The sequence below is a fragment of the Bradyrhizobium sp. URHA0013 genome, from assembly GCF_000518345.1.
Classification (GTDB): Bacteria; Pseudomonadota; Alphaproteobacteria; order Rhizobiales; family Xanthobacteraceae; genus Bradyrhizobium.
In genome coordinates this window covers 26,336-49,008 of sequence record NZ_JADK01000012.1, presented here as the reverse complement: position 1 = coordinate 49,008, position 22,673 = coordinate 26,336, and the positions used below count along the sequence as shown (strand labels likewise).

The 22,673-nt window shown below is 63.0% G+C and carries 22 protein-coding genes; 13 read left to right on the top strand and 9 right to left on the bottom strand.

The window, feature by feature from the left end:
* Positions 1–32: 32 nt before the first annotated feature.
* The 5 genes from N551_RS0117885 to N551_RS0117865 all read right to left on the bottom strand — a co-directional run bounded on the left by N551_RS0117885 (position 33) and on the right by N551_RS0117865 (position 5,850).
* Entirely contained in the window at positions 33–740 is a 708-nt protein-coding gene (locus N551_RS0117885; RefSeq protein ID WP_027568080.1) for an ABC transporter ATP-binding protein, read from the bottom strand.
* Positions 727–2,505, bottom strand: a complete 1,779-nt coding sequence (locus N551_RS0117880) for an ATP-binding cassette domain-containing protein (RefSeq protein WP_035961532.1) — start codon at positions 2,503–2,505, stop codon at positions 727–729. Before N551_RS0117880 ends, N551_RS0117885 begins: the two co-directional genes overlap by 14 nt.
* On the bottom strand, positions 2,502–3,437 hold the full coding sequence (locus tag N551_RS0117875) for a branched-chain amino acid ABC transporter permease (protein WP_027568078.1): 936 nt from the start codon (positions 3,435–3,437) through the stop codon (positions 2,502–2,504). The genes N551_RS0117880 and N551_RS0117875 overlap by 4 nt, the downstream gene beginning before the upstream one ends.
* Before the next feature lie 94 nt (positions 3,438–3,531).
* Positions 3,532–4,926: an MmgE/PrpD family protein gene (locus N551_RS0117870; protein ID WP_027568077.1), complete on the bottom strand. Its 1,395-nt coding sequence runs from the start codon at positions 4,924–4,926 to the stop codon at positions 3,532–3,534.
* Between the two features lie 30 nt (positions 4,927–4,956).
* Complete coding sequence (locus N551_RS0117865) at positions 4,957–5,850, bottom strand: NAD(P)-dependent oxidoreductase (RefSeq protein WP_027568076.1); 894 nt, start codon at positions 5,848–5,850, stop codon at positions 4,957–4,959.
* Positions 5,851–6,111: 261 nt separating this feature from the next.
* Here N551_RS0117865 and N551_RS0117860 point away from each other — a divergent pair, with 261 nt between their 5' ends.
* The 3 genes from N551_RS0117860 to N551_RS35730 are packed head-to-tail and all read left to right on the top strand — an operon-like array spanning position 6,112 to position 8,783.
* Positions 6,112–7,464 carry an MmgE/PrpD family protein gene (locus N551_RS0117860; RefSeq protein ID WP_245287799.1) on the top strand — a complete coding sequence of 451 codons (1,353 nt, stop codon included), beginning with the start codon at positions 6,112–6,114 and terminating at the stop codon, positions 7,462–7,464.
* Positions 7,465–7,492: 28 nt separating this feature from the next.
* A complete protein-coding gene (locus N551_RS0117855; RefSeq protein ID WP_027568074.1) occupies positions 7,493–7,879 on the top strand; it encodes a carboxymuconolactone decarboxylase family protein in 387 nt (128 codons plus the stop codon).
* A gap of 19 nt (positions 7,880–7,898) precedes the next feature.
* Complete coding sequence (locus tag N551_RS35730) at positions 7,899–8,783, top strand: N-acyl homoserine lactonase family protein (RefSeq protein ID WP_051462808.1); 885 nt, start codon at positions 7,899–7,901, stop codon at positions 8,781–8,783.
* 586 nt (positions 8,784–9,369) lie between these two features.
* On the opposite strand, the gene N551_RS39700 is transcribed toward N551_RS35730, so the two are convergent.
* Positions 9,370–9,486, bottom strand: a complete 117-nt coding sequence (locus N551_RS39700) for a hypothetical protein (protein ID WP_081747877.1) — start codon at positions 9,484–9,486, stop codon at positions 9,370–9,372.
* A 193-nt stretch (positions 9,487–9,679) separates the two neighbouring features.
* Here N551_RS39700 and N551_RS39155 point away from each other — a divergent pair, with 193 nt between their 5' ends.
* Positions 9,680–9,949 carry a hypothetical protein gene (locus N551_RS39155; protein ID WP_210164562.1) on the top strand — a complete coding sequence of 90 codons (270 nt, stop codon included), beginning with the start codon at positions 9,680–9,682 and terminating at the stop codon, positions 9,947–9,949.
* 2 nt (positions 9,950–9,951) lie between these two features.
* Here N551_RS39155 and N551_RS0117840 read toward each other — a convergent pair whose 3' ends face one another.
* The gene (locus N551_RS0117840) at positions 9,952–10,539 is read right to left on the bottom strand and encodes an ANTAR domain-containing response regulator (RefSeq protein WP_027568073.1); all 588 of its coding nucleotides are present in this window, start codon (positions 10,537–10,539) and stop codon (positions 9,952–9,954) included.
* Complete coding sequence (locus N551_RS0117835; protein ID WP_027568072.1) at positions 10,536–11,711, bottom strand: transporter substrate-binding domain-containing protein; 1,176 nt, start codon at positions 11,709–11,711, stop codon at positions 10,536–10,538. The genes N551_RS0117840 and N551_RS0117835 overlap by 4 nt, the downstream gene beginning before the upstream one ends.
* A gap of 408 nt (positions 11,712–12,119) precedes the next feature.
* On the opposite strand from N551_RS0117835, the gene N551_RS0117830 reads away from it, so the two are divergent.
* From N551_RS0117830 to N551_RS0117790, 9 genes are all read left to right on the top strand, one after another.
* On the top strand, positions 12,120–13,520 hold the full coding sequence (locus N551_RS0117830) for an amidase (protein ID WP_027568071.1): 1,401 nt from the start codon (positions 12,120–12,122) through the stop codon (positions 13,518–13,520).
* 17 nt (positions 13,521–13,537) lie between these two features.
* Positions 13,538–14,536 (top strand): acetamidase/formamidase family protein, encoded by a 999-nt coding sequence (locus N551_RS0117825; RefSeq protein WP_027568070.1) that lies wholly within the window; start codon positions 13,538–13,540, stop codon positions 14,534–14,536.
* A gap of 34 nt (positions 14,537–14,570) precedes the next feature.
* The gene (locus N551_RS0117820; protein ID WP_027568069.1) at positions 14,571–15,806 is read left to right on the top strand and encodes an urea ABC transporter substrate-binding protein; all 1,236 of its coding nucleotides are present in this window, start codon (positions 14,571–14,573) and stop codon (positions 15,804–15,806) included.
* Between the two features lie 99 nt (positions 15,807–15,905).
* Positions 15,906–16,772 carry a branched-chain amino acid ABC transporter permease gene (locus N551_RS0117815; protein ID WP_035961530.1) on the top strand — a complete coding sequence of 289 codons (867 nt, stop codon included), beginning with the start codon at positions 15,906–15,908 and terminating at the stop codon, positions 16,770–16,772.
* A gap of 12 nt (positions 16,773–16,784) precedes the next feature.
* The gene (locus tag N551_RS0117810; protein ID WP_081747876.1) at positions 16,785–17,855 is read left to right on the top strand and encodes a branched-chain amino acid ABC transporter permease; all 1,071 of its coding nucleotides are present in this window, start codon (positions 16,785–16,787) and stop codon (positions 17,853–17,855) included.
* A 2-nt stretch (positions 17,856–17,857) separates the two neighbouring features.
* Entirely contained in the window at positions 17,858–18,577 is a 720-nt protein-coding gene (locus N551_RS0117805) for an ABC transporter ATP-binding protein (protein WP_027568066.1), read from the top strand.
* Entirely contained in the window at positions 18,567–19,292 is a 726-nt protein-coding gene (locus N551_RS0117800; protein ID WP_081747872.1) for an ABC transporter ATP-binding protein, read from the top strand. Before N551_RS0117805 ends, N551_RS0117800 begins: the two co-directional genes overlap by 11 nt.
* 45 nt (positions 19,293–19,337) lie before the next feature.
* A complete protein-coding gene (locus N551_RS0117795; RefSeq protein WP_027568064.1) occupies positions 19,338–20,099 on the top strand; it encodes an SDR family NAD(P)-dependent oxidoreductase in 762 nt (253 codons plus the stop codon).
* An 83-nt stretch (positions 20,100–20,182) separates the two neighbouring features.
* On the top strand, positions 20,183–21,586 hold the full coding sequence (locus tag N551_RS0117790; RefSeq protein ID WP_027568063.1) for an amidase: 1,404 nt from the start codon (positions 20,183–20,185) through the stop codon (positions 21,584–21,586).
* A gap of 112 nt (positions 21,587–21,698) precedes the next feature.
* Here the strand turns inward: N551_RS0117790 and N551_RS38085 are convergent, their stop codons facing one another.
* Positions 21,699–21,947, bottom strand: coding sequence for a hypothetical protein (locus N551_RS38085; RefSeq protein WP_155809774.1), 249 nt, complete (start codon positions 21,945–21,947; stop codon positions 21,699–21,701).
* Positions 21,948–22,673 lie beyond the last annotated feature (726 nt).

Here is a 22,673-nt window from a genome sequence, read left to right as displayed (position 1 = left end):
TTGTCGTCTCCCTGGTCTTTTGTTTTTGTTCGTCACATGCCGAGATAGGCTTTTCGCACGCGGTCGTCGGCGCGCAGCGTGTCGTTGTTGCCTTCGAGCACGACGCGGCCGGCTTCGAGGACATAGCCGTGATCGGCTGACTCCAGCGCCTCCGCGACGCGCTGCTCGACCAGCAGCATGGTCAGCCCGGACTGGCGCCGGATATCGATCAGCCGCTCGAAGATGAAATCCGCGGTCGACGGCGCGAGCCCCATCGAGGGCTCATCCAGCATCAGCAGCTTCGGCGAGGAGGCGAGGCCGCGGCCGATCGCGAGCATCTGCTGCTGGCCGCCGGACATCGTACCGGCGAACTGGGTGCGGCGCTCCTTCAGCACCGGCAGCCACTCGAAGATGCGTTCGATATTGGCCGGCCAGTCGCGCCGGCCGCTTTCGGTCATCGCGCCCATCTCCAGATTCTCCATCACGGTGAGTGACGGGAACACCTGGCGCCCCTCGGGGACGTGGGCGATGCCGAGATGCGCACGCTGCGGCGGAGGTACCGCGAGGAGATCGACGCCGTCGAACCAGATGGCTCCGCCGCTCGGCTTCACGATGCCCGAGATGGTCTTGAACAGCGTGGTCTTGCCGGCGCCGTTGGGACCGACGATCGCGACGAACTGACCTGCGCCGACGTTGATCGACACGCCGTTCAGGACCGGTTTTGCCGAATAGCCCGCGCTCAATCCCTCAATTCGCAGCATGGCCCGCCCATTTTTTGCCGAGATAGGCCTCGATCACACGGCTGTCGCGCGTCACCACCTCGGGCAGGCCCTCGGTGATGACGGCGCCGTGGTCGAGCACGAGGAAGCTGTCGACCAGGCGGACCATCGCCTGCATGGTGTGTTCGATGATGGCGATGGTCATGCCGTTGCGCGCGAGCTGCTGGATCACGGCCACGACCTCATCCGCCTCGCCGTGACCCAGGCCCGCGAGCGTCTCGTCGAGCAGCAGGATGCGCGGCTGGCCGGCGATTGCGCGGGCGAGCTCCATCAGCCGCAGTTCCTTGGTCGAAAGCTCGCCGGCGACGCGATCGGCCACGGCGGAGAGTCCGACGCTGGCAACGGCATCGGCCGCGAGCTTGCGAGCCTCTGTGTCGGTGCGGGCGCGCACATAGGCGCCGACCACGACATTGTCCAGGATCGACATGCGCAGGAACGGCCGCATCACCTGAAAGGTGCGGCCGATGCCGGCCTCGCAGATCACATGCGGCCGCTGGCCCGACATGTTGCGGCCGTCGATCAGCACCTCGCCCTGGCTCGGCTTCAGGAAGCCGTTCAGGAGATTGAACAGCGTGGTCTTGCCGGCGCCGTTCGGGCCGATGATGCCGAGGATCTCGTTCTTGTGCAGCTTGAAGCTGACGTCCTGCACGGCCTTGAGGCCGCCGAATGAGCGCGAAAGGTTGCGAACCTCGAGCACGACCTCGCCGGTCGCTGTACGTTGCCGCGCGGCGGGCTTCAGCGCCGTGACCTTGACCGCGGTCGTGTCCGGGGCGGCGCTGGCCGCCGCCGTGGGGGCATTCCGCTTGCGCAGGAGATCGCGCAGTTTCCAGAACAGGCCTTCCGGCGCGAGCAGGATGACGCAGACGATGGCAATGCCGAAGATCACGCCCTGAATGCCGGGGATTCGCGCGCCGGCCTCCGCGTGCAGGATCTCGGCAAGCGGGATCAAGATCACCGAGCCGATGACCGGGCCCCAGACCGTGCCGACACCGCCGAACATCGCAACCGTGAGCGCCTGAGCCGATACCAGCATGCCGAACACCGATGCCGGGGTCACGACCAGCAGCACCTGCGCATAGAACCCGCCGATGGTGGCGGCGATCGCGCCGCTGAGCATGATCGCGCGCAGCTTCCACGCCAGCGTGTTGATCCCGGCAGCTTCAGCCGCGGCCTCGTTCTGCTTGATCGCGAGCAGCGCCATGCCGAAGCGCGAGCGCTCGATCATTTGCGTCAGCACGATAGTCGCCAGCATGATGGCGAGCCCCAGCAGCGTGTAGATGTGGGGATCGGCGAACTGCATATAGGCGATCGGCGCATCGCGCTTGATCGGGAGCGTCACCTCCTGAAAGCCAAGCCATTCGAACACGTAGAGAATCGCGAGCGGATAGGCGAGCATCGCGAGCGCGAAGTAGTGGCCTTGCAGGCGGAAAGTCGGAAAGCCGATCAGGAGCCCGGCGATGCCGCCGAGCATGGCGGCGATCGGGATCAGCAGCCAGGGCGAGATGTCGAAATAGATCTGCCCGAGCGCGGTCGCGTAGGCGCCGATCCCGAAGAAGGCCGCGTGGCCGAACGAGATCAGCCCGGTGTAGCCGCTGAGCAGATTCCAGGACAGGCCGAACACCGCCCATACGGGCACCAGCGTCAGGATCAGCTGGTAATAGGAGTTGCTGACGCCGAGCGAGATCCCGGCATAGGCGAGCGTGAACAGCAGGGGAGGCAGCAACGATCGCAGCGGGAGCATGGTCATGTCCTCTCGACCATGCGCCCGAAGAACCCTTGCGGGCGGAAGAAGATGATGAGGAGGAAGACGGCGAAGATCGCGGCGTTCTGCAGCTGCGTCGGCAGGATCAGCGTCGACATCTGCTGCACGAGGCCGATCGTCATGCCGCCCCAGAAGGCGCCGATGATGCTGCCCATGCCGCCGAGCACGACGCCGGCATACATGACGATGACGTATTCGAGGCCGACGAAGGGATGGAACGGATAGTTGGTGGCGAGCAGGCCGCCGGCAATCGCGGTGATGCCGCAGCCGAGCGCGAAGGCGGTGCGATGCGCGCGGTCGACGTCGATGCCCATATAGGTCGCGGCGGTTGGATTGTCCGCGGCGGCGCGCAGCGATTTGCCGATCCGGGTCCGCGTGATCAGCAGCGACAGCAGCATCATGATCGCCAGCGAAACGATCGCGTCGATGCTGCGCGCCTTGTTGAGGAAGATGCTGATGTCGAGGAACGGAATAAACTCCCACGCCGAGCTCGACAGCGGCGTGCGGATCGAAGCCAGCACCGATCCGAACACGATGAGGCCGCCGTTCTGCAGGATCAGCGCGATGCCGAGCGTGAGGATGAGCTGGGCGTAATGGCCATCACCCTCGAGCGAGGCGGTACGCGTACCCGAGACGCGCGAGATCAGAGCCAGATGGACGAAATAGCCGAACACGGCCAGCACCGGCCCGGCCAGGATAATCGCGACGAACGGTCCGACCGTATTACCGAACAGCGCCTGGATGCCGGCCGTGGTGAAGAGATAGAAGGCGGCATACATGCCGAGCATCATGAAATCGCCATGGGCGAAGTTGATGACGCGCATGACGCCGAAGATCAGGCCGAGCCCGACGCACATCAGGCCGTAGACGGCGCCGATCAGGAGGCCCGCGGCGAGCGCTTGCAGAAATCCTTCCATCAGCCCCGCCTCCGCGCAGCAGTCGTGCTGATTGCTGACGATGCCAAGCTGGTCTCCAGATCGACCATGTTTCCCCCGTACTCTCCGGCATTTCTTATGATGCCGATCGTAAAACCCGTTCCGTCGTGTCCAAACGGCATTGCGCTGCGATGACACCGGCGTTGCCGAGCTGCTCGCAGTCGTCGATGAGTTGCTCGAGCCGGTGCGCACGGTCCTCGCCGAGCGCACGGCCGGCGGCAGCGCGAAAGCGCGCGCGGATATCTGAAGGCGTCGCGGCGATGATATCGGGCAAAGCGTGCCGGATCGTCCGGCCGCTGCGCAGATGCACGGTCACGTCCGCGCCCTGCTTGCCGGGAAAGGCGGCGGTGAAGCCGGGGTCTGCCTTGAGGTCAGTGACCGAAACCAGGCGGAGGATGTCGGCATCATCGAGGTCGGAATAGTTCTCTTCCTCGATGTCGCCCCGTGCGAGCGTCGCGGCGACGCTGAAGGGAATACTCATCTTGGCCTGGAGCGCTTTGCGGTAGGGCCCCGTGGAATCGCAGCCGGGATAGCGAACGGCGGCATCGGGGACGCGAATGACGACGCGGTCGATCTCGCCGGCGTCCGCAAGCTCAAGTGAGACGCGAAGCGCCGCCTGCGCCGCGGTCTGCGCGAAATTGCAGGCTGGAACCGGCTTGTTGTAGACGGCCATGATCTCGCACTCGCCATCCGGGAACAGTGCGATGCTGTCGGGCGCGGCCTGGCGGCGATAGGCGGCGAACAGGCCCGCTTCGCCTTCGAGGATGGTCTCAGAGCCGAACGCGCCGGCCGCGGCAAGCCCGACGGCCTTCATCGCATTGCCGGCTGCAAAGCCTGGATGAAAATACATGTCGGAGCCGCCGGCATGCGGCCACTCGTTCAGTCCGCTGGACGTGTTGGCCGCGATCGCGATGGCGCTGGTCGCGGCATCCTCGGAAAGGCCAAGCGCAAAACTTCCCGCCAGCGCCGCGCCGGGCGGTGTCACGAGGCCGGTCGGGCGATAGAGGCGCGCGAGATCGGAGGTCAGCAGCGCACTGCCGATCCGCGCACCGGTCTCGTAGCCGATGATGGCGGCGGTCAGCAGCTTCGCCCCGTGCAGCGGCGTCTGCTCGGATAGGGCGAGCAGGGTCGGCCAGATCACGACGCCGTGGTGGGCGATGCTGGCCGCATGCATGTCTTCCCGCACCAGGCCGTGTCCCATCACGGCATTGGCGAAGGCGGCGTCGGCCGGTGAGGAGAGCTGCGACGTCCCGATGATCGTCGCGCTGCCACTGCCTTGCGCGATCGCGACCGCCTGACGGCTCCAGGGATGGTTGCCTGCTTCGAAAGCGCAGGACAAAAAGTCGAGCAGACAGAGCTTGGCCTTGGCGACGACGTCCGGCCCGAACTCACCGAGATCGAGCGCAAGCACGCTCCGCGCCATCTGGCGCGCGAGCGAGACCTTGCCTGATACGGTCGGGCCGATCGTCATCGCAATCGCTCTCCCTGAATGTATGCGTGATCAGCCGCGCATTTCGACGCCGGCCCACTCCTCGAGCACCTTGGCGATCGAGGTGAAATCCGATGCCGCGCCGTATTTAGCGTTGGTGATCGCGAGCATCTGCCGCACCACCGCGCCGCAGACCATCGGCACGCCCATGGCCTCGGCCTCGTCGACGCAAAGCCGGACGTCCTTGTAGGAGAGGCCGGTGGTGAAGCCGAAATCGAACGTGCCCGGTAGCACCGCGCGCGGGAATTTGTCCTCGGACGCACTGTTGCGGCCGCTGCTGGCGTTGATGATGTCGATCAGCACCTTTGCGTTGACGCCGCCCTTGACGCCCATCGCGACCGCTTCCGACGTGATCACCAGCGCCGCGGCCGCCATCAGATTATTGGCGAGTTTGGCCGTTTGCGCCACGCCGGGCTTGTCGCCGGTATAGAACAGCTTGCCGAAATTCTTCAGGATCGGCTGCACGGTCTCGCAGGTCGCTTGCGGGCAGGACACCATCACGGCCAGCGTGCCGTTGATGGCGCCCTTGATGCCGCCGCTCACGGGCGCGTCGACCAGCGTCATGCCCTTGGCTTTCAGGCCTTCCGCGACGATCTTCGCCGCGCCGGGTCCCGAGGTCGACAGATCGATGACGATCTTCGCGCGGCTGCCGCTGCTGATGCCGTCCTGGCCGAGCGTGACCTCCTTGACGATGTCGGGCGTCGGCAGGCTGGCGAGCACGATGTCGGCGCGGGAAGCAACGTCGGCCGGCGATTTGCAAAGTTGCGCGCCGCGTTTCACCAGCGGCTGGGTCGCCTCGCTTTGTGTGTCATAGATGACGAGCGAATAGCCCGCATCGATCAGTCGCCCCGCCATGGGGCCGCCCATGCGGCCCGTGCCGATTACGCCGAGAATCTCTCCCGCCATCGTCTACTCCCTGTCGCGCGATCCCGTGCCGGGCGCGCCTTCTTGATCTTGTGGCCGATATTCCGGCCGACCGTTTTCGCCGGCCGGCCGTATCAACCGCCGTCGTCGTGGCCGCGGCATCTCGCGCCAACGGTCGGATTGTTATGATTGTCAGACAAGCTGTCAAGCATAACATTTGGGGTCGACAGTTTGCCGCGGATCGGCATAAGGTCCGGGAAAACGAGGAAGACGCCCCGCGTGCCGCAAGATTCAATTCCGAGTGTGAGCAGGACGCTCGCCGATTTCGTCGAGTCCTCGTCATGGACTGACGTGGAGGCGCAAGGCCTTGAGGCGCGGCGATCGATCCTCAATTTCTTTGCGACCGCGCTCGGCTCTGCGCGCGATCCCGTGGTCACCGCGGCAATGCGCACGCTGTCGCCGTTCAGCGGTGCCGCGACATCGACGGTGATCGGCCACTCCGAGCCGATGGACGCGCTGTGCGCCTCGTTTCTCAATGCCCTCTCTGCGAACCTGCTCGACTTCGACGACACCCATCCTGGGACGATCATTCATCCAGCAGCACCAGTTGCCGCACCGATACTGGCACTGGCGGAGATGCGTAAGCTCTCGGGGCGTGAGGTCTTGAGTGCCTTCATCCTCGGCGTGGATGTCGAGTGCCGCATCGGCAATGCGGTTTCGCCGCGCCATTACGCACGCGGCTGGCACATCACCTCGACCTGCGGGATTTTTGGCGCGGCGGCGGCGTGTGCGAAATTGCTGGGATTGCCGGCTGAGGGGATTGCGAACGCGATCGGACTGGCGGCGAGCCAATCGGCCGGCAATGTCGAGAACCTGCCGAGTGCGGCGAAGAATCTCAGCGTCGGCAATGCGGCACGTAACGGATTGTTCGCCGCATTGCTCGCGCAGCAGGGCTATGACGCCGCGCCGCGCGCCATCGAAGGTCCGCTCGGCTGGGCCCGCACCATGGGCGACGAGCCTGATCTCGCCCGGCTGTTCGACGGCCTCGGCAAGACCTGGGAGATCGCGAAGAACACCTACAAGCCCTATCCCGCCGGCATTGTGTTCCATTCGGTGATCGACGCCTGCCTGCTGCTGCGCGAACGCATGGGTCTGCGGGTCGATCAGGTCGAGTCGGTGACGGTGCAGGGCTCGGCGCTGCTGCTCGCCCGCGGCGACCGCCCCGTCAACAACGAGCGCGATGCGCGGGTCAGCATCCATCATTGCGTGGCGTGCGGATTGCTGCTCGGCGCGGCCGGCGTTACCGAATTCGCAAACGAGAGCGTGATTCGTTCCGACATCGCGCAGTTGCGGCAGAAAGTGAGGGCGGAGTTCGACGGCGGGATGCCCGACGGTGCCGCGCGCGTGATCTTGCGCCTGTCGTCCGGTGATGTCCTCAGCGAGGCCGTAGTGTCGCCTCGTGGTAGCCGGGATGCTCCTCTCACTGACAGTGATCTCGAGGCCAAGCTGCGCGAAGGCGTGCGGTCCGGTCGAAGCGATTGGGATGCGGACCGTGTCATCGACGCGGTCTGGCGATTCGATATGGTGGACGACGCCGGCCATCTCCTGCAATCGCTGCGACCGCAATCGGCGTCGCTCGAAACAACTTCCAACTAGACTCTCTCAAGACCGGAAAGGGACGATCATGAGCAAGACCGAACTATTCGAAAAGGGCCTCAAGGTTCGCAAAGAGGTGCTCGGCGAAGACTATGTCAACAAGTCGATTGCCGGAGCCGACGACTTCACGCGCGCGATGGCGGAATGGTCGACCGAATTCTGCTGGGGCGCCTTGTGGACGCGACCTGGCGTCGACCGGCGCACACGCTCGATCGTCAATCTGGCGATGCTCGGCGCCTTGAACCGACCGCACGAGCTGAAGCTGCACGTCAAGGGCGCCTTGAAGAACGGGCTGACCAAAGAGGAGATCAAGGAGATCCTGCTCCAGGTTGCCGTCTATTGCGGCGTTCCGGCCGGAATCGACGCGTTCCGCAATGCGCGCGAGGCCTTCAACGAGGTCGATGCTGCCTCCTGAGCCGTTGAATGGACGCCCCATGGCCGACCCGGAATACGAGCTCTTCGCCATCCGTTACGCAACGGGCGACGCGCAGCGGAGCGAGCACTTCATCGGCCGTGATCCGCATGATGGACCAATGCCGATGGACTATTTCATGTGGCTGGCGAGGGGCGGCGGGCGCTCTTTCGTCATCGATACCGGGTTCAATGCCGAAATCGCGAAGCAGCGCAGGCGGACCTTCCTGCGCTGCCCGGTGGAGACGCTGCGCGCGTTCGATATCGATGCCGCCGACGTCCGGGATGTGATCCTCACGCATCTGCACTACGACCACGCCGGCAATTTCGACCGGTTTCCGAACGCACGGTTTCACCTCCAGGAGCGCGAGCTCGCCTATGCGACCGGGCGCTACATGCAATATCCGCGGCTGTCGCATTCCTTCGAGGTTGACGATGTCTGCGGGATCGTGCGGCTGAACTACGCGCGCCGTGTGCTGTTCTATGACGGCGACGCCGAGATCGCGCCCGGGTTGACGGTCCACGCGGCGGGCGGGCATTCGGCCGGCCTCCAGTTCGTCCGCGTCAACACGCGCCGTGGCCCCGTCGTGCTCGCCTCTGATGTCAGCCATTTCTACGAGAACATGACCAGCGAGCGTCCGTTCACGACGGCGTTTCACGTCGGCGACATGCTGGTGGGGTTCGACAGGCTGCGCGCCGCAGCACCTGACGCGGACCATATCGTTCCCGGCCATGATCCGTTGGTCATGAAGCTTTACCCGGCACCGAGTTCCGACCTGAGCGGCGTCGCAGTTCGTCTGGATGTGCCGCCGTCGGGGCCAGCTCATTCTTGGGAGGTCGAGAGAGGCAATGCCAGAAACAATGAAGATCAGGCGCCGTGCGAGCGCTCAAGAAATGAGTGTGACTAAGGAAGACGGAGTGTGGTCGGGCGCGCCAGGTGGCCGCGGTAAATGCGCACGACGTCGTCTGCGGCTGGCGCGGAATACGTCACGGTCTTCATTGTGCCCAAGTGTCCGTGCTCGTCGCGGCACCCGAGCAGAGTCCTCGCGCACGGATGCTTCACGCGGATAGTCTCGACGAGCTGTTCCAGTTCCGTGGTGCTTCGCTTCCGTCGTATCCCCCGGAGGGCGCCGCCATGTTTGGGGGATCATCTTGAAGGGGACGCCGAGTTGTCTAAGCAATGGTTTGCGGAGTCAGATATCGGTTTGTCGGAAAATTTTTGTGAGAAATTCGGCGGATGACAATATAACTACCTGCCCTCGAGGAGCGGGGCCCGTTTCTCCATTGAATGATAGGATCCCTTCGGCGGTCCTGGGTACCGACGAGTTGATTGTGGGCGTTGATTCCGAAGTACATCGCGGAGCGGAGATCCATGCGCCCCTAACGTCATGGAGCGCTTGGCCTGTCGGATCGAGAGCGGGGCGTTCCGCGCGATCTTGCCCGCGGTCGTCAGTGCGTCGTCCATGGACCTGCCCGGTGCGCAGAGCCGGTTGACTACGTCCCATTCGAACGCCTGTTCTGCGTCAACGGCTCGCCGGTCGGGATGATTTCGGCCGCGCGAGCAAAGCCGATGGCCCGTGGTAGGGTCTGTGTGCCGCCTCCACCAGGCATGATCCCGATCGTGACCTCCGTGAGAGCAAACGCGCCGACGGTACGGCGTAGGCAAAGTCGCACAACAGCATAAATTCGAAGCCGCCTGCGTAGCGGCTCCGTTGGCGGCCGCAATGATCGGAAGCGGGCAATCGAGCATACCCAGCATCATGCACTCGAACAAAGCGTGCTGCTTGTTCCAGATACGTCCGACATGCCGCGACGCTCCTTGAGGTCGACGCCGGCGCAGAACGCGGTCTACGCTGCCGGTCAGCACCATGCAGCGCCAGGTCGCCGGATCGGCGTTGATGCGCGTGAACAAGTCCACTATCTCGTCGCCCATCTTGGTGCTGATGGCGTACGTGCGTCCGGGCGATTGAAGCGGATGACGAGAACGTTGCCGATCTTGGATTGCCAAATTCGCCTCAGCCCCGGCCTGGAGCCGGTCACCTCGCCAAACCATCCGAAGGAGATGCTGGCCTGAATCTAGCCGGTTGCGCGCGGGAGCATGCCCTTTGACGTGATCTCCGCCGAAAGCTCCTCAATCGTCTTGCGCTGCTCCATGGCCGCTCTTCGGATCAGCGCAAAGGCGGCGGGCTCGCCGAGCGCGTGCGAATGCATCACTTGGAGAACGGCGGCCAGCACGATGCGGCGCGAGCGAAGGCGATGCTCGAGCTTGAGCACCTGCTGTTTCAGTTCGTTGGTGCGCTCGTTGCGCTCGAACGCCATGACGAGCGCCGCGTAGATGCCGGCCGAGCGCAGCGGCTTGACCAGGAACGAGGCCGGATCGAGCTCGAACACCAGCTTCAGGCGGCTCGGCGTCTCGGTGCCGAGTAGGGCGATGACCGGCGATCGCGCCAGCAGCGCGCGTTGCGCCGGTTGCAGCAAGGGCAGGAACTCGTCGTCGATCAGCGACAGGTCCGGCGTGGAATCGAGCGGCGCGTCCGGCGTCCACGCGATGCCTTCGATGCCGAGACGTTCGAACTGGCGTCGCACGATGCTCGCGTCGCGTTCGTCCTTGATGGCGACGAGCGCTTTGCGTCCGCGCAGCGAAAATGAAGACCGTCTGCTCATTTTACAACCCGCAAACGCGGCGCATTCGGCAATGTGCCGGCCGCCGAGGTTTCCCTCGCCGGGCCGACGGCAACGTCGAGCTGCGTCAGGTAAGGATCAGGCTTAACAGGCGCCTCGGCTTCCCAGAAGATATCAAATTGTCCTTGCGGATTGGATACGGCAAGCCGCGGTGTAAGGACGCAATGGTTGTTGCCGCCGTCGATCCACACCGGTCCTTGCGGCGAATTGTAGCGATGTCCCGCCGCGGCGCGCCGCACCTCTGCAATGTCCGACGTGCCCGCGCGCTGCAGTGCGCGCGCCAGCAGATAGACCGCCACATAAGCGGATTGTCCGTCAACGGAGGGGCTGCTGTCCTCGCCATAGCGCGCCTTCCAGCGCGCGACGAAGGCGCGGTTCTCCGGCAGGCGGATGCTCTCGAAATAGGCGGATGACGTGATGCAGCCGGCCGATGCTGGTCCGACGATCGACAATTCCGGCTCGCACAAACTGCAGCTCAACATGGGAATCTCGAGTCCCGCAGCCTTGGTGCCGGCATGGAAGGCCCGAATGAAGTCGTAGCTCGAGCTTCCGACGAGCGTGTTGAACACGATCGGCGGCTTGCGGCGGACGATCTCGTCGACGATGTGGCCGACTGCGCCTTCGCCGAGCTCGAGCAGCCGTTCCGCCAGGATATGGCCATCTGCCGCGCTGACCAATTCCCGGGTGACGCGATTGGTCTCCCATGTCCAGACGTAGTTAGAGCCGACGCAGAAGATCTCCCGCGAGAGGTTGTCGAGCACGTAGCGGACGAGGGGCAAGACGTTGTGATTGGGCGAGGCGCCGACATAGATGACGTTGTCGGAGCACTCGAAGCCCTCATAGCGCGCAGGATACCAGAGCAGGCGATCAGTGCGCTCCACAATCGGCAAGACCTGCTTGCGCGAGGCCGAGGTGTAGCAGCCGATGATGTGCTCGACGCCGACATTGCGGATGAGATCGTCGCAGACCGTATGGTATTCCGAGATGATGCCGTGGGGATCGCGAATATGGGGAACGATCGTGAAATCAAACTCCGCCTGGTTGTTGATCTCGTCGACCGCCATCACCGCGCTCTTGAGGATCTCGCGCCCCATGGCCTGATAGGGGCCGGACTGCGAGCAGATGACGCCAACGGGAACAGACGGTTTTGTCATTGACGACTTTCAGTAGTGCAGCGCGAAGATGAAATCATCTTCGGCGACAACAGTGCAAGTGGCTTGCCGCTTTGCTGCGCAGCACTATCGAAATTTAGGCAGAGAGCATCGTTGACAATGCGATAGGCAGTTACTTAGACTTTTCTCCTACAGGGATTCCTGTCGAACCTCGCGTGCGCCGATCTGGCCGATGACGTCCAGCTCCTTGCACTAAGTGCTTCGTTCGAGTTCGGACCCTAAGCGATAGATCATAGCCGCGGCATTTGAGCCATTCGTCACCTCATTCGGGAGGGACGGGTGGTTTTTTTCGTTGCCGCCAGGGAGGCTGGCGATGCGCCGTGTCGCCAGAACGGTGACGCATGCGCGAGTGGCGGCGCTGCGTCACGTCGAGTGTGAGGATGAAGAACGATGGCGGCAACGGATCTCCCCTATCTCGGGCTCGTCGATGTCGGACAGAAGATCCAGGCGAAGGAGCTGTCACCGGTAGAATTGACCAAAGCGATGCTCGGGCGGATCGAGAAGCTCGACAGCAAGCTCAAGAGCTTCGCGCATGTGATGGCCGACTCTGCGCTCGCCGATGCCGCCACGGCGGAAAAGGAGATTGCTTCCGGCAGGATCAAGGGGCCGCTTCATGGTGTGCCGTTAGCGGTCAAGGATCTATGCTGGGCCAAGGGTGCCCCAGCGGCGCATGGCATGACTATTCATCGCAATTTCCGTCCCACCGAGGACGCAACGGTGGTTGCGCGGTTGAAGGATGCCGGTGCGATCATCCTCGGCAAGCTGCAGCAGACCGAGGGCGCCTACGCCGACCATCATCCGAAGATCGATCCGCCCAAGAACCCGTGGAACGCGGAGCTCTGGCCCGGCGCATCCTCAAGCGGCTCAGGCGTCGCAACCGCGGCAGGCCTTTGCTTCGGTTCGCTAGGCACCGATACCGGCGGATCAATCCGCTTTCCGTCCGCGGCCAACGGCGTCACCGGGCTCAAGCCGACCTGGGGACGTGTCAGCCGCTACGGTGCGTTCGAGCTGGCGGCGACGCTGGATCATATCGGCCCAATGGCGCGGAGCGCGGTCGATTGCGGCGCGATCCTCGGTGTGATCGCGGGCCAGGACCCAAAGGACACCACGTCGGTTCCACTGTCGGTGCCGGATTATCTCGCAAGACTGTCCGGTGACCTGCGCGGCGTGACGATCGGTGTCGACCGGCGCTGGACCAGCGAAGGCACCGATGGCGACGCCGCCAAGGTGCTGACCGAGGGGTTGCGGGTGGCGGCTGATCTCGGCGCAAAGATCAGGGAAATCTATTTCCCAGATCCCAAGGCGGTAATCGACGACTGGTTCCCACTTTGCGGTATCGAGGTCGCGGTCGCCCACGAGGACACCTATCCTGCGCGCAAGGACGAGTACGGTCCGGCGCTCGCGGGCCTGCTCGATCTCGGCCGGCAACAATCCGGCACGGACTATCAAAAGATCGTGCTCCGGCGCGAAGCGTTTCGCGGCGCGGTGCGCGTGCTGTTCGAGACGGTCGACCTCATCGCGGTCCCGGCACAAGCCTTCGCCGCGCCCACGCTCGGTAAGATGGCGGCACTCGGCGAGGACGCCTCGCTGATCGCTGGACTGCTCCGATTCACATGCCCGTTCGACATGACAGGAAGTCCAACCGTAACGCTTCCCGGCGGCTTCGCAGCCAACGGCGGTCCGGTCGGCTTCCAGTTCGTCGGGCGTCATTTCGACGAGGCCAGGCTCGTTCACGCAGGCGATGCGTTTCAACGTGTCACCGACTGGCACAAGCGTCATCCCGAGATCTGAGTTTAGGAGCTATTCGTATGTCCGCAGAAGACTGGTTGAAGAACTCCATCATGGCCAAGCGCGCAGTCGCAAAGGGGGCGACCGGCGCGACGCATAGTCTGACGATCGAGCAGCAGGGCAGCTTCCACTACGTCTACGGTCCGTATGCCAAGCCCACGTTGTCGATCGATCCGGGCGGGGTGGTCGTCGTCGAGACGGAGGACGCTTTCGGTGGCGTGCTCACCAAGGAGAGCGACAGCCCGACGGCGAAACTGAACTTCCCCTATCTCAACCCGCAATGCGGACCGATCGCGGTCAAGGGCGCCAAGAAGGGGGATTGCCTCGCGATCTATATCCGCGACGTCGAGACCCGTGGCGAGCAGCCGGCTGGCACGACCTGCATCATCCCGGAATTTGGCGGACTGGTCGGAACCGCCTCGACGGCCTTGCTTAATCCGCCGCTGCCGGAGCGCGTCAAGAAGCTGCATGTCGACAGGAAAGGTGTGCGCTGGAGCGAGAAGATCACGCTGCCCTACGAGCCGTTCATCGGAACCATCGGCGTCTCGCCGGAGATCGAGGCGATCTCGTCGCTACAGCCGGATTACCACGGCGGCAACATGGACCTGCCTGATGTCGCTCCTGGCGCGATCATCTATTTTCCGGTGCATACAGATGGCGGGATGCTCTATGTAGGCGACTGCCATGCGACGCAAGGCGACGGCGAACTCTCCGGCGTGGCGATGGAGCAGCGCGCGACCGTCACGTTGCAGGTCGATCTCATCAAGAACTGGAGCTTCGCGTGGCCCCGACTTGAGACGAAAGATTTCATCATGACGATCGGCAGCGCGCGTCCGCTCGAGGACGCGGCGCGTATCGCCTATCGCGAGCTCGTGCGGTGGATGGCGGCCGATTACGGCTTCGACGAGATCGACGCCTACATGCTGCTCAGCCAGGCCGGCCGCATGCGTCTCGGAAACATGGTCGACCCCAAATACACCATGGGGGCATCGATCCTGAAGAATTACCTCAAGCCATGACATTCAACCATATTCAAAGACAGGGGACATCACGATGAATTCCGGACGTAGAATTGGTATCGCTCTGCTCGGTGCTTTGCTCGGAACGTCAGCGGTGGGGATTGCTCAGGCAGCTGAGCCGCTTAAAGTCGGTCTGCTCGAGGACGTGTCAGGGGATCTCGCCTTTATGGGCATGCCGAAGCTGCACGGCTCTCAGCTCGCCGTCGAGGAAATCAACAAGAGCGGCGGAATCCTAGGGCGGCAGATCGAGCTGATCCACCTCGATCCGCAGGGCGACAACGCGCGCTATCAGGAATTCGGCCGCCGTCTGCTCAATCGCGACAAGGTCGACGTACTGATTGGCGGCATCACCTCCGCATCCCGCGAGGCGCTGCGTCCGATCGTCGACCGCACCTCGACGCCCTACTTCTACACCAACCAGTACGAGGGCGGTGTCTGCGACGCCAGCATGATCAGCATGGGCGCGGTTCCTGAGCAGCAGTTCTCGACGCTCATTCCGTGGATGGTCGAGAAGTTCGGCAAGAAGGTCTACGTCATCGCCGCCGACTACAATTTCGGCCAGATCTCGGCCGAGTGGAACCGCAAGATCATGAAGGATCTCGGCGGCGAAGTTGTTGGCGAAGAGTTCATTCCACTCGGCGTCTCGCAGTTTGCGCAGACCATTCAGAATATCCAGAAGGCGAAGCCGGATTGGTTGCTGACGATCAACGTCGGTGCTGCCCAGGATTCGTTCTTCGAGCAGGCGGCCGCTGCCAACCTCAACCTGCCGATGGGGTCTTCGATCAAGGTCATGCTGGGCTTCGAGCACAAGCGGTTCAAGCCTCCGGCGCTCAACAACATGCACGCCACCGCGAACTGGTTCGAGGAGATCGACACGCGCGAAGCCAGCGAGTTCAAGAAGCGCTGGCACGCCAAATTCCCGGACGAGCTCTACATCAACGATATGGGCTACAACGCCTACAATGCGCTCTACATGTACAAGGCGCTGGTCGAGAAGGCGAAGTCGACGAAGCTCGAGGATATGCGGAAGGTCATCGCAACTGGTGATGCCTGCATCGACGCGCCCGAAGGCAAGGTCTGTATAGATCCGAAGAGCCAGCACACATCGCACCGTATGCGCCTGATTTCGGTCGGACCCAAGCACGAGGTGACGGTGGAGAAGGACTACGGAGTGATCCAGCCCTATTGGCTTGGCGAGATCGGCTGTGATCTCACCAAGAAGAACGACAAGGATCAATACACGCCGAGCCATCTCCCGAAGAAGTCGTGACGAGCAACGGGCACGGATCTTGCTCGTGTTGAATGTCACGGGTCTTGGACAAAACCGGCGCCGCGACGATGCGGCGCCGGGATCGGCAAAGGGATCAAGATGTCGGCCGAAGTGTTCTCGCTATTCTATCAGTTCGCCGACGTGTTTGCGTTCCTCATTCTTTCGGCCGCGGGCCTCGCCATCGTGTTCGGCATGATGGGCGTCATCAACATGGCGCATGGCGAGTTCATCATGTGCGGCGCCTATGTGACAGTCGGCCTGGTGAATCTCGGCGTGCCGCTCGCGATCGCCCAGATCCTTGCCGCGGTGACGGCAGGGCTCATCGGCATCCTTGTCGAGTTCCTCGTCGTGCGGCGCTTCTACAAGCGGCCGTTGGATTCTCTCCTCGCGACGTGGGGCCTTAGCCTCATCGTGACTCAATCGATGCTCCTGATCGTAGGTTCTGCCGTACGGGGCATAGGAACGCCAGAGGGAAGCTTCGCAATAGGTGGCTATACGTTTTCGACCTATCGTCTGGTGCTGTTCGGTTGCGCGGTGGCCGTGCTCGCCGGTCTTTACATCATCTTCATGAAGACACGGTTCGGCGTAATCGCCCGCGCTACCATGCAGAATGCCGCGATGGCAAAGGCGCTAGGCGCACGCACGGGCCGCATCTATGCGATCAGCTTCGGGATCGGCACTGGCCTCGCCGGGCTTTGCGGGGCGCTCTACGCGCCGACCATGACGCTGATCCCGACCATGGGCGCGACTTTCGTGGTCGAAAGCTTCGTCACCGTCGTGATCGGAGGAGCGAACGTGCTGCTCGGAACGGCGCCAGCCGCAGTGTTTCTGGCGATGATCCGGATGGCGCTGAATGCGAGTTACGGTCAGATCATCGGACAGATCGGCATGCTGGTGGCCGTCATCCTGATCATTCGGGTATTACCTGAAGGTCTGTCCAGCGTTCTGGTTCGCCGTGGGCGCTAAAGGGAAATGTTGATGCTCAAGCTGCTGGAAGGCCCGCAGACGCTCGGACGTGGCAAGATCTTCTGGTCCTGCTTCCTTGCTGTGCTCTCTGGCTCGCTGACCTATCCGTTGTTCGCCGATTCCTACGACGTCGGAAATTTCGCCTACTTCCTGATCTGGATATTCATGGCACTCGGCCTTTGCCTGATGTGGGGCTATGGCGGGATGCTATCATTCGGCCAGACCCTATTTTTCGGCATCGCCGGCTACGGCTACGGCGTGCTCGCAATCAACATGGGTGGCGGCACGGCAACGATCGCCGCGCTTGCACTCTCCGTGGTGCTCGCGATGATCGCGGCGGGCATTCTCGGTTACTTCATGATCTGGGGCGGTATCAACGGCATCTTCTTCGGCATCGTGACGCTTTCGGCGACGCTGGTGCTGGCCTTCTTTCTCGGCCAGACTGCCGGACCGGAATGGCATATTGGCCCGGCGCGGCTGAACGGCTTCAACGGCATGAAGGGCATGGACCCGCTGGCCGTCGGCGACTTCTATATCGAGGGATCGGCGCTCTACTATGTCATGATCGCGTTGATCGTGATCGTCTATCTCGCGCTCCGGATGCTGGTGAATTCGGGGATCGGCAACGTCATCGTGGCGACGCGCGAGAACCCGCAACGCGCGGAGATGCTGGGCTATGACGTCCGCAAGTATCAGTTGCTGACATTCGTGATCGGCAGCGGTCTCGCGGGCCTCAGCGGCGCGCTCTATACGTCCTGGGGGCAGTTCATCACGCCGTCCAGTATCGGCCTGCCGGCGGCGGCGATGCCGATCGTTTGGGTGGCCTTCTCGGGGCGCAGCGATCTGACGGCGACGCTGATCGGGTCGTTCCTGCTGCTGTTCGGCTTCCAGACCATCACGGTCTACAGCCAGCAGGCTGCGCTCGTGCTGATGGGCGCGTTGCTGCTGGCGACGGTGATGCTGGCACCGCAGGGCTTTGTGCTCGGTATCGGTAAGCTCGCCGCGGACTGGTGGAGCGGACGCCGGGGCGACGACGGCGCGGTCACCGCTGAGGCCGATAGCCTGCAATCGGAAGGGTCCTGATCATGGCTCTGGTCGAGGTCAAAGGCGTCTCCAAACGCTTTGGCGGATTGACCGCCGTCTCCGGCGTCGACCTCACCGTCAATGCCGGCGAGGTCCACTGTTTGATCGGGCCCAACGGCGCCGGCAAGAGCACGTTGTTCAAGCTGATCGTGGGTCTCTATCCCCCGACCGAGGGCAGCATTCTGTTCGACGCCGTCGATATCACCAGGGAACGTCCCTACGCGCGCGTGCAGAGGGGCATGAGCATCAAGATGCAGGCACCGAGCGTGTTCAAGGAACTGCCGGTCAGACAGAACATCCAGACCGCGCTGCAGGATCGCATGTCCGGTGTGGAACGCATTGTCGAGGAAGACCGCCTGATGGCGCTGCTCGATCTCACGGCGGATAGTGACAAGCTCGCGGGCGCTCTGTCGCATGGCCAGCAGCAATGGCTTGAGATCGGGATGGCCCTGGCGCTGAAGCCGCAGCTCCTGCTGCTGGACGAACCGACGGCCGGAATGTCGCCGGAGGAAACCTTCAAGACCGGCGAGTTGATCAAGTCGTTCAATGCCGAGGGTATGACGGTGCTGGTCGTCGAGCACGACATGGCCTTTGTCCGCCAGGTCGCGCAGCGTGTCACCGTGCTGCATCTCGGCAAGATCTTCGCGCGCGGCGACCTCGGAAGCATTCTACAGGACGAGAAGGTGGCGGAAATCTATCTGGGTAAGACCCATGCTCACTAAGCCACACTCCACTGACCGGATTCTGGACGTATCGGAGCTTTGGGCCGGATATGGCGCGACGCCGATCCTGCAGGGGGTGACCATGTCGGTCTCGCGCGGCGAGATCGTCGGCGTGATCGGGCGCAACGGCGTCGGCAAGTCGACACTGATGCGGTGTCTGATCGGCCTGCTCCAGACGTGGCGCGGCACGATCAGTTTCATGGAGCAGGACGTCACAAAGCTCGAAGCCGACGCGCGGGCGAGGGCGGGCTTCGGCTACATCCCGCAGGGACGCGACGTGTTTCCGCAGATGACTGTTGAGGAGAATCTTCAGGTCGGCGAGCTCATCGGCGGCCCCCGCGGCAAGAAACTGCCGGAGCTCGTCTATGAGTATTTTCCGCGCCTGAAGGAGCGCCGCCGGCAGGCCGCGGGCACCATGTCGGGTGGTGAGCAGCAGCAGCTCGCGATAGGCCGTGCGTTGATCGGCAATCCGTCCCTCATGATCCTGGACGAGCCGTCCGAGGGCATCCAGCCATCGATCGTCCAGCACATCTGCGAGGCGCTGCGGTCGTTCCGCAACGAGCTCGGAACCACCATCATCTTCGTCGAGCAGAACCTCGACACGATTCTGGCGATCGCCGAGCGCTGCTACATCATGGAGAAGGGCAAGATCACGCAGTCGCTGGCAGGCGCCGAGGTCAACGAGGACAACGTCCGCGAACAGCTTCTGCTCTGAACGGCAGCATGCGTGTCTTGAAGTCGTCGATAGGGAGGAATGAACATGGATCTGGGACTCAAGGGAGCAAGGGTTCTCGTCACCGGCAGCACCAAGGGCATCGGCAGGGCGATCGCCGACACGTTTGCGGCCGAAGGCGCCAATGTCGGCATCTGCGCACGCAACCAGACCGACGTCGACAACGCGGTCACCGCGATGAAGGCGAAGGGCGTCGCCGCGTTCGGCAGCTCGGTCGACGTTTCCGACGGCCCGGCGCTCAAGGCCTGGGTCGAGGATATGGCCTCCAAGCTGGGCAGCATCGACATCGTCGTTGCCAATGTCAGCGCGCTGTCGATCGGGCAGGACGAGGAGAGCTGGGAGAAAGAATTTTCCACCGACATGATGGGCACGGTGCGGCTGGTCAATGCGGCGATGCCGTATCTGGAGAAGAGCAAGGCCGCCGCAATCGTCACGATTTCCAGCGTGTCGGGCCGCGAAGTCGATTTCGCAAGCGGACCCTATGGCACGTTCAAGGCAGCGATCATCCATTACACGCAAGGGCTCGCGTTCCAGCTTGCCGGCAAAGGCATCCGGGCCAACTCGGTGTCGCCGGGCAATACCTATTTCGAGGGCGGTGTCTGGGACCAGATCAAGGATGGCAATCCCGAGCTGTACAAGACCGCGTTGGCGCTCAACCCGACCGGGCGTATGGGCACGCCGCAGGAAATGGCGAACGGCGCGGTGTTCCTCGCCAGCAAAGCGGCGAGCTTCATCACCGGCACCAACCTAGTGGTCGATGGTGCGCTCACGCGCGGAGTGCAGTTCTAGGCGCATCCAGAGCCGCGCAGACGGGACCGAGCCGTCAGCGGCCCGGTGGGCAAGGCCGTTTCCGGCAACAACAGGGCTGTCAGATGTCAGCAGATCCAATCCACTATAAGTCGATCGCCGAGCTCTCCGAGCTGTTCCGTCGCGGCGAGATGCTGTCCTCGAAAGTGACCGAGGCCATGCTGAGCCGGATCGCCAGCCTCGATGGCAAATTCCACGGCTATGCGCTCGTCCTTGCCGAGCGCGCCATGGCGCAGGCGAAGCGCTGTGACGCCGAGCTCGCCCAGGGAATCTGGCGCGGACCGCTGCACGGTGTGCCGATCGGATTGAAGGATCTCTGCTACACGACCTTTGCGCCGACGGCAGGCGGCACCACGATTCACGCCAGGTTCGTCCCGTCCTTCAACGCCACGATCGTAGACCGGCTCGAGCAGGCCGGCGCCGTTACGCTTGGCAAGCTGAAGATGACCGAGGGCGCCTACACCAGTCACCATCCGAACGATCAGGCGCCGCTCAATCCCTGGGGCGTCGATTACTGGGTCGGCTCGTCCTCGAGCGGATCGGGCGTGGCGACGTCGGCGGGGCTCTGCTTCGGCTCGATCGGCAGCGACACCGGCGGCTCGATCCGGTTTCCGTCGGCAACCTGCGGGCTGACCGGGATCAAACCGACCTGGGGACGCGTCAGCCGTCACGGCGTCTTCCCGCTGGCGGACTCGCTCGACCATGTCGGGCCGATGTGCCGGAGCGCGGCCGATGCGGCCGCCATGCTCGGCGTCATCGCAGGGGAGGATGTCAACGACCCGACGGCCCTGCAGGCGCCGGTGCCGAACTATCTCGCAGGGATCGGTGACGGGGTCCGGGGCCTGCGGATCGGCGTCGACCGCAGCTACACCCAGAATGGGATCGATCCGCAGGTCGTCGACGCGTTGCTGGAAGCCGAGCGGACGCTCGCGGCGCTGGGGGCCGATATCCGCGAGGTCAGGTTCCCGGCCTACGAGAAGCTCGTAAGCATGTGGATTCCGATGTGCTCGATCGAAACGGCGGAGGCCCACCTCGAGACCTATCCGTCGCGAAAATCGGAATATGGCCCCGATCTGGCGCAGCTGATCGAGCAGGGCAGGTCGATGAGTGGCGTCGAGATCGCGCAGATCCATCACGAGCGCTTGAAGTTCAGCGGCAGCCTCGCTGCGTTGTTCGGCGACATCGACCTGCTGCTGATTCCCACCATGCCTGTGCCGATTCCGACGCTGACCAAGATGGGCGAGTACGGCGCCGATCCGAACGTGCTGCTCAGCATCCTGCGCTTCACCGCGGTGTTCGACTTCTCGGGCAGTCCGACTATCACGCTGCCGAATGGCATGGCCTCGGATGGCCTTCCGCTCAGCATGCAACTCGTCGGCCCGCATCTGTCGGAGGATGTGCTCGCTCGCGCCGGGCATGCATTCCAGTCGGTGACGGACTGGCACACTCGGCGTGCCCCGATCGATTGAATCTCTTTCGGCCGGCTCGGGGACCGAACCACCGCTTTCGGCATCACTGACGGTATGTAAAAGATACTGTGGCGGTAAAGCGGTGACAATTTCCGCCACTTCTGTGAGCTATTCAGTTGATCGATTCCGACAGATAGTGAAATCGGCAGTTGTTCGAACGGCGCAAATTATTCGTGAGTCCAAGGTCGACCAATTGCCGCGACTGGCGCTCGCGAAAGGAATCACGGAGAACATGACGTCGACCGGGGTCTTCGCCAGGGCCCCCCAGCTTGTCCACAAGGTTCTTGGATGCGGTCTTCAGGTGCTGATCTTGGTGCCGCCATCGAGCCAGTGTTGTCGAGCAATAGGCGATGCGCAGCACGCTATTTCCTCAGGTCGAGGTCGAGCCAACGCTGAAACGGCGAAATCCCCCCTGAAACAGGGAGGTCTAACCTTCGTTCATTAACGAGGGGATTGCAAAATGATCACGCTTAAAGCAATTGCGCTTGTTGTCAGTGCCGGATTCATTTTCGCGATGTATTCGGGTGAGCTTGGCGCGGACGTGGTTCTAGCCGTCGTTGCTTGCCTCTCATAACGAAGGGCCCGCCATCGTGAACCGGCGCCCTGGCAAAGGCACCACCGGCCCCCGGCGGGCTCCGCGCTCCTCCGCCTTGCTCAGCTTTGCTCAGCTTTGCTTCCCATGCATGCAAGCCCTCACAAACTCTCGCTTTGCGCGCCCTTGCCCTTTCCCCCTCCCGCCTGCACTCGAAAAGCCACGTTCGGTAGCGAGCTGCTGGCATTTTTCCAATTTTTGAGGGTTGCGAGGTCCGCCCTGCTGAGCCTGTACAGCGCCACCGACCAAAACCAGAGCAACGGAAGCAACTAAAATCGGCCTAATCATCGCGAGTCTCCTCAGCTGCTTTAAATCAATCGATTAATGGCGCACCCCTTGGCATCGCGGTCAACCACTGCGGCGTGGACTTAAAATCGCTTTTGGATTGTAACATGCTGTAGCCCGCCGGACAGACCGACGGACTCGCGACGAAACCTTTTTTCCGCCTCAAGAAGCAGTCCGGAAACAAGCTGGGTCTAGCTTTTCCTTATAGGC

What these genes read in the sequence shown, in the direction of transcription:
- N551_RS0117885 (WP_027568080.1), bottom strand. Translation starts at nt 740, where the DNA reads ATGCTGCGAATTGAGGGATTGAGCGCGGGCTATTCGGCAAAACCGGTC.
- N551_RS0117880 (WP_035961532.1), bottom strand. Translation starts at nt 2,505, where the DNA reads ATGACCATGCTCCCGCTGCGATCGTTGCTGCCTCCCCTGCTGTTCACG.
- N551_RS0117875 (WP_027568078.1), bottom strand. Translation starts at nt 3,437, where the DNA reads ATGGAAGGATTTCTGCAAGCGCTCGCCGCGGGCCTCCTGATCGGCGCC.
- N551_RS0117870 (WP_027568077.1), bottom strand. Translation starts at nt 4,926, where the DNA reads ATGACGATCGGCCCGACCGTATCAGGCAAGGTCTCGCTCGCGCGCCAG.
- N551_RS0117865 (WP_027568076.1), bottom strand. Translation starts at nt 5,850, where the DNA reads ATGGCGGGAGAGATTCTCGGCGTAATCGGCACGGGCCGCATGGGCGGC.
- N551_RS0117855 (WP_027568074.1), top strand. Translation starts at nt 7,493, where the DNA reads ATGAGCAAGACCGAACTATTCGAAAAGGGCCTCAAGGTTCGCAAAGAG.
- N551_RS35730 (WP_051462808.1), top strand. Translation starts at nt 7,899, where the DNA reads ATGGCCGACCCGGAATACGAGCTCTTCGCCATCCGTTACGCAACGGGC.
- N551_RS39700 (WP_081747877.1), bottom strand. Translation starts at nt 9,486, where the DNA reads ATGCCTGGTGGAGGCGGCACACAGACCCTACCACGGGCCATCGGCTTT.
- N551_RS39155 (WP_210164562.1), top strand. Translation starts at nt 9,680, where the DNA reads ATGCCGCGACGCTCCTTGAGGTCGACGCCGGCGCAGAACGCGGTCTAC.
- N551_RS0117840 (WP_027568073.1), bottom strand. Translation starts at nt 10,539, where the DNA reads ATGAGCAGACGGTCTTCATTTTCGCTGCGCGGACGCAAAGCGCTCGTC.
- N551_RS0117835 (WP_027568072.1), bottom strand. Translation starts at nt 11,711, where the DNA reads ATGACAAAACCGTCTGTTCCCGTTGGCGTCATCTGCTCGCAGTCCGGC.
- N551_RS0117830 (WP_027568071.1), top strand. Translation starts at nt 12,120, where the DNA reads ATGGCGGCAACGGATCTCCCCTATCTCGGGCTCGTCGATGTCGGACAG.
- N551_RS0117825 (WP_027568070.1), top strand. Translation starts at nt 13,538, where the DNA reads ATGTCCGCAGAAGACTGGTTGAAGAACTCCATCATGGCCAAGCGCGCA.
- N551_RS0117820 (WP_027568069.1), top strand. Translation starts at nt 14,571, where the DNA reads ATGAATTCCGGACGTAGAATTGGTATCGCTCTGCTCGGTGCTTTGCTC.
- N551_RS0117815 (WP_035961530.1), top strand. Translation starts at nt 15,906, where the DNA reads ATGTCGGCCGAAGTGTTCTCGCTATTCTATCAGTTCGCCGACGTGTTT.
- N551_RS0117810 (WP_081747876.1), top strand. Translation starts at nt 16,785, where the DNA reads ATGCTCAAGCTGCTGGAAGGCCCGCAGACGCTCGGACGTGGCAAGATC.
- N551_RS0117805 (WP_027568066.1), top strand. Translation starts at nt 17,858, where the DNA reads ATGGCTCTGGTCGAGGTCAAAGGCGTCTCCAAACGCTTTGGCGGATTG.
- N551_RS0117800 (WP_081747872.1), top strand. Translation starts at nt 18,567, where the DNA reads ATGCTCACTAAGCCACACTCCACTGACCGGATTCTGGACGTATCGGAG.
- N551_RS0117795 (WP_027568064.1), top strand. Translation starts at nt 19,338, where the DNA reads ATGGATCTGGGACTCAAGGGAGCAAGGGTTCTCGTCACCGGCAGCACC.
- N551_RS0117790 (WP_027568063.1), top strand. Translation starts at nt 20,183, where the DNA reads ATGTCAGCAGATCCAATCCACTATAAGTCGATCGCCGAGCTCTCCGAG.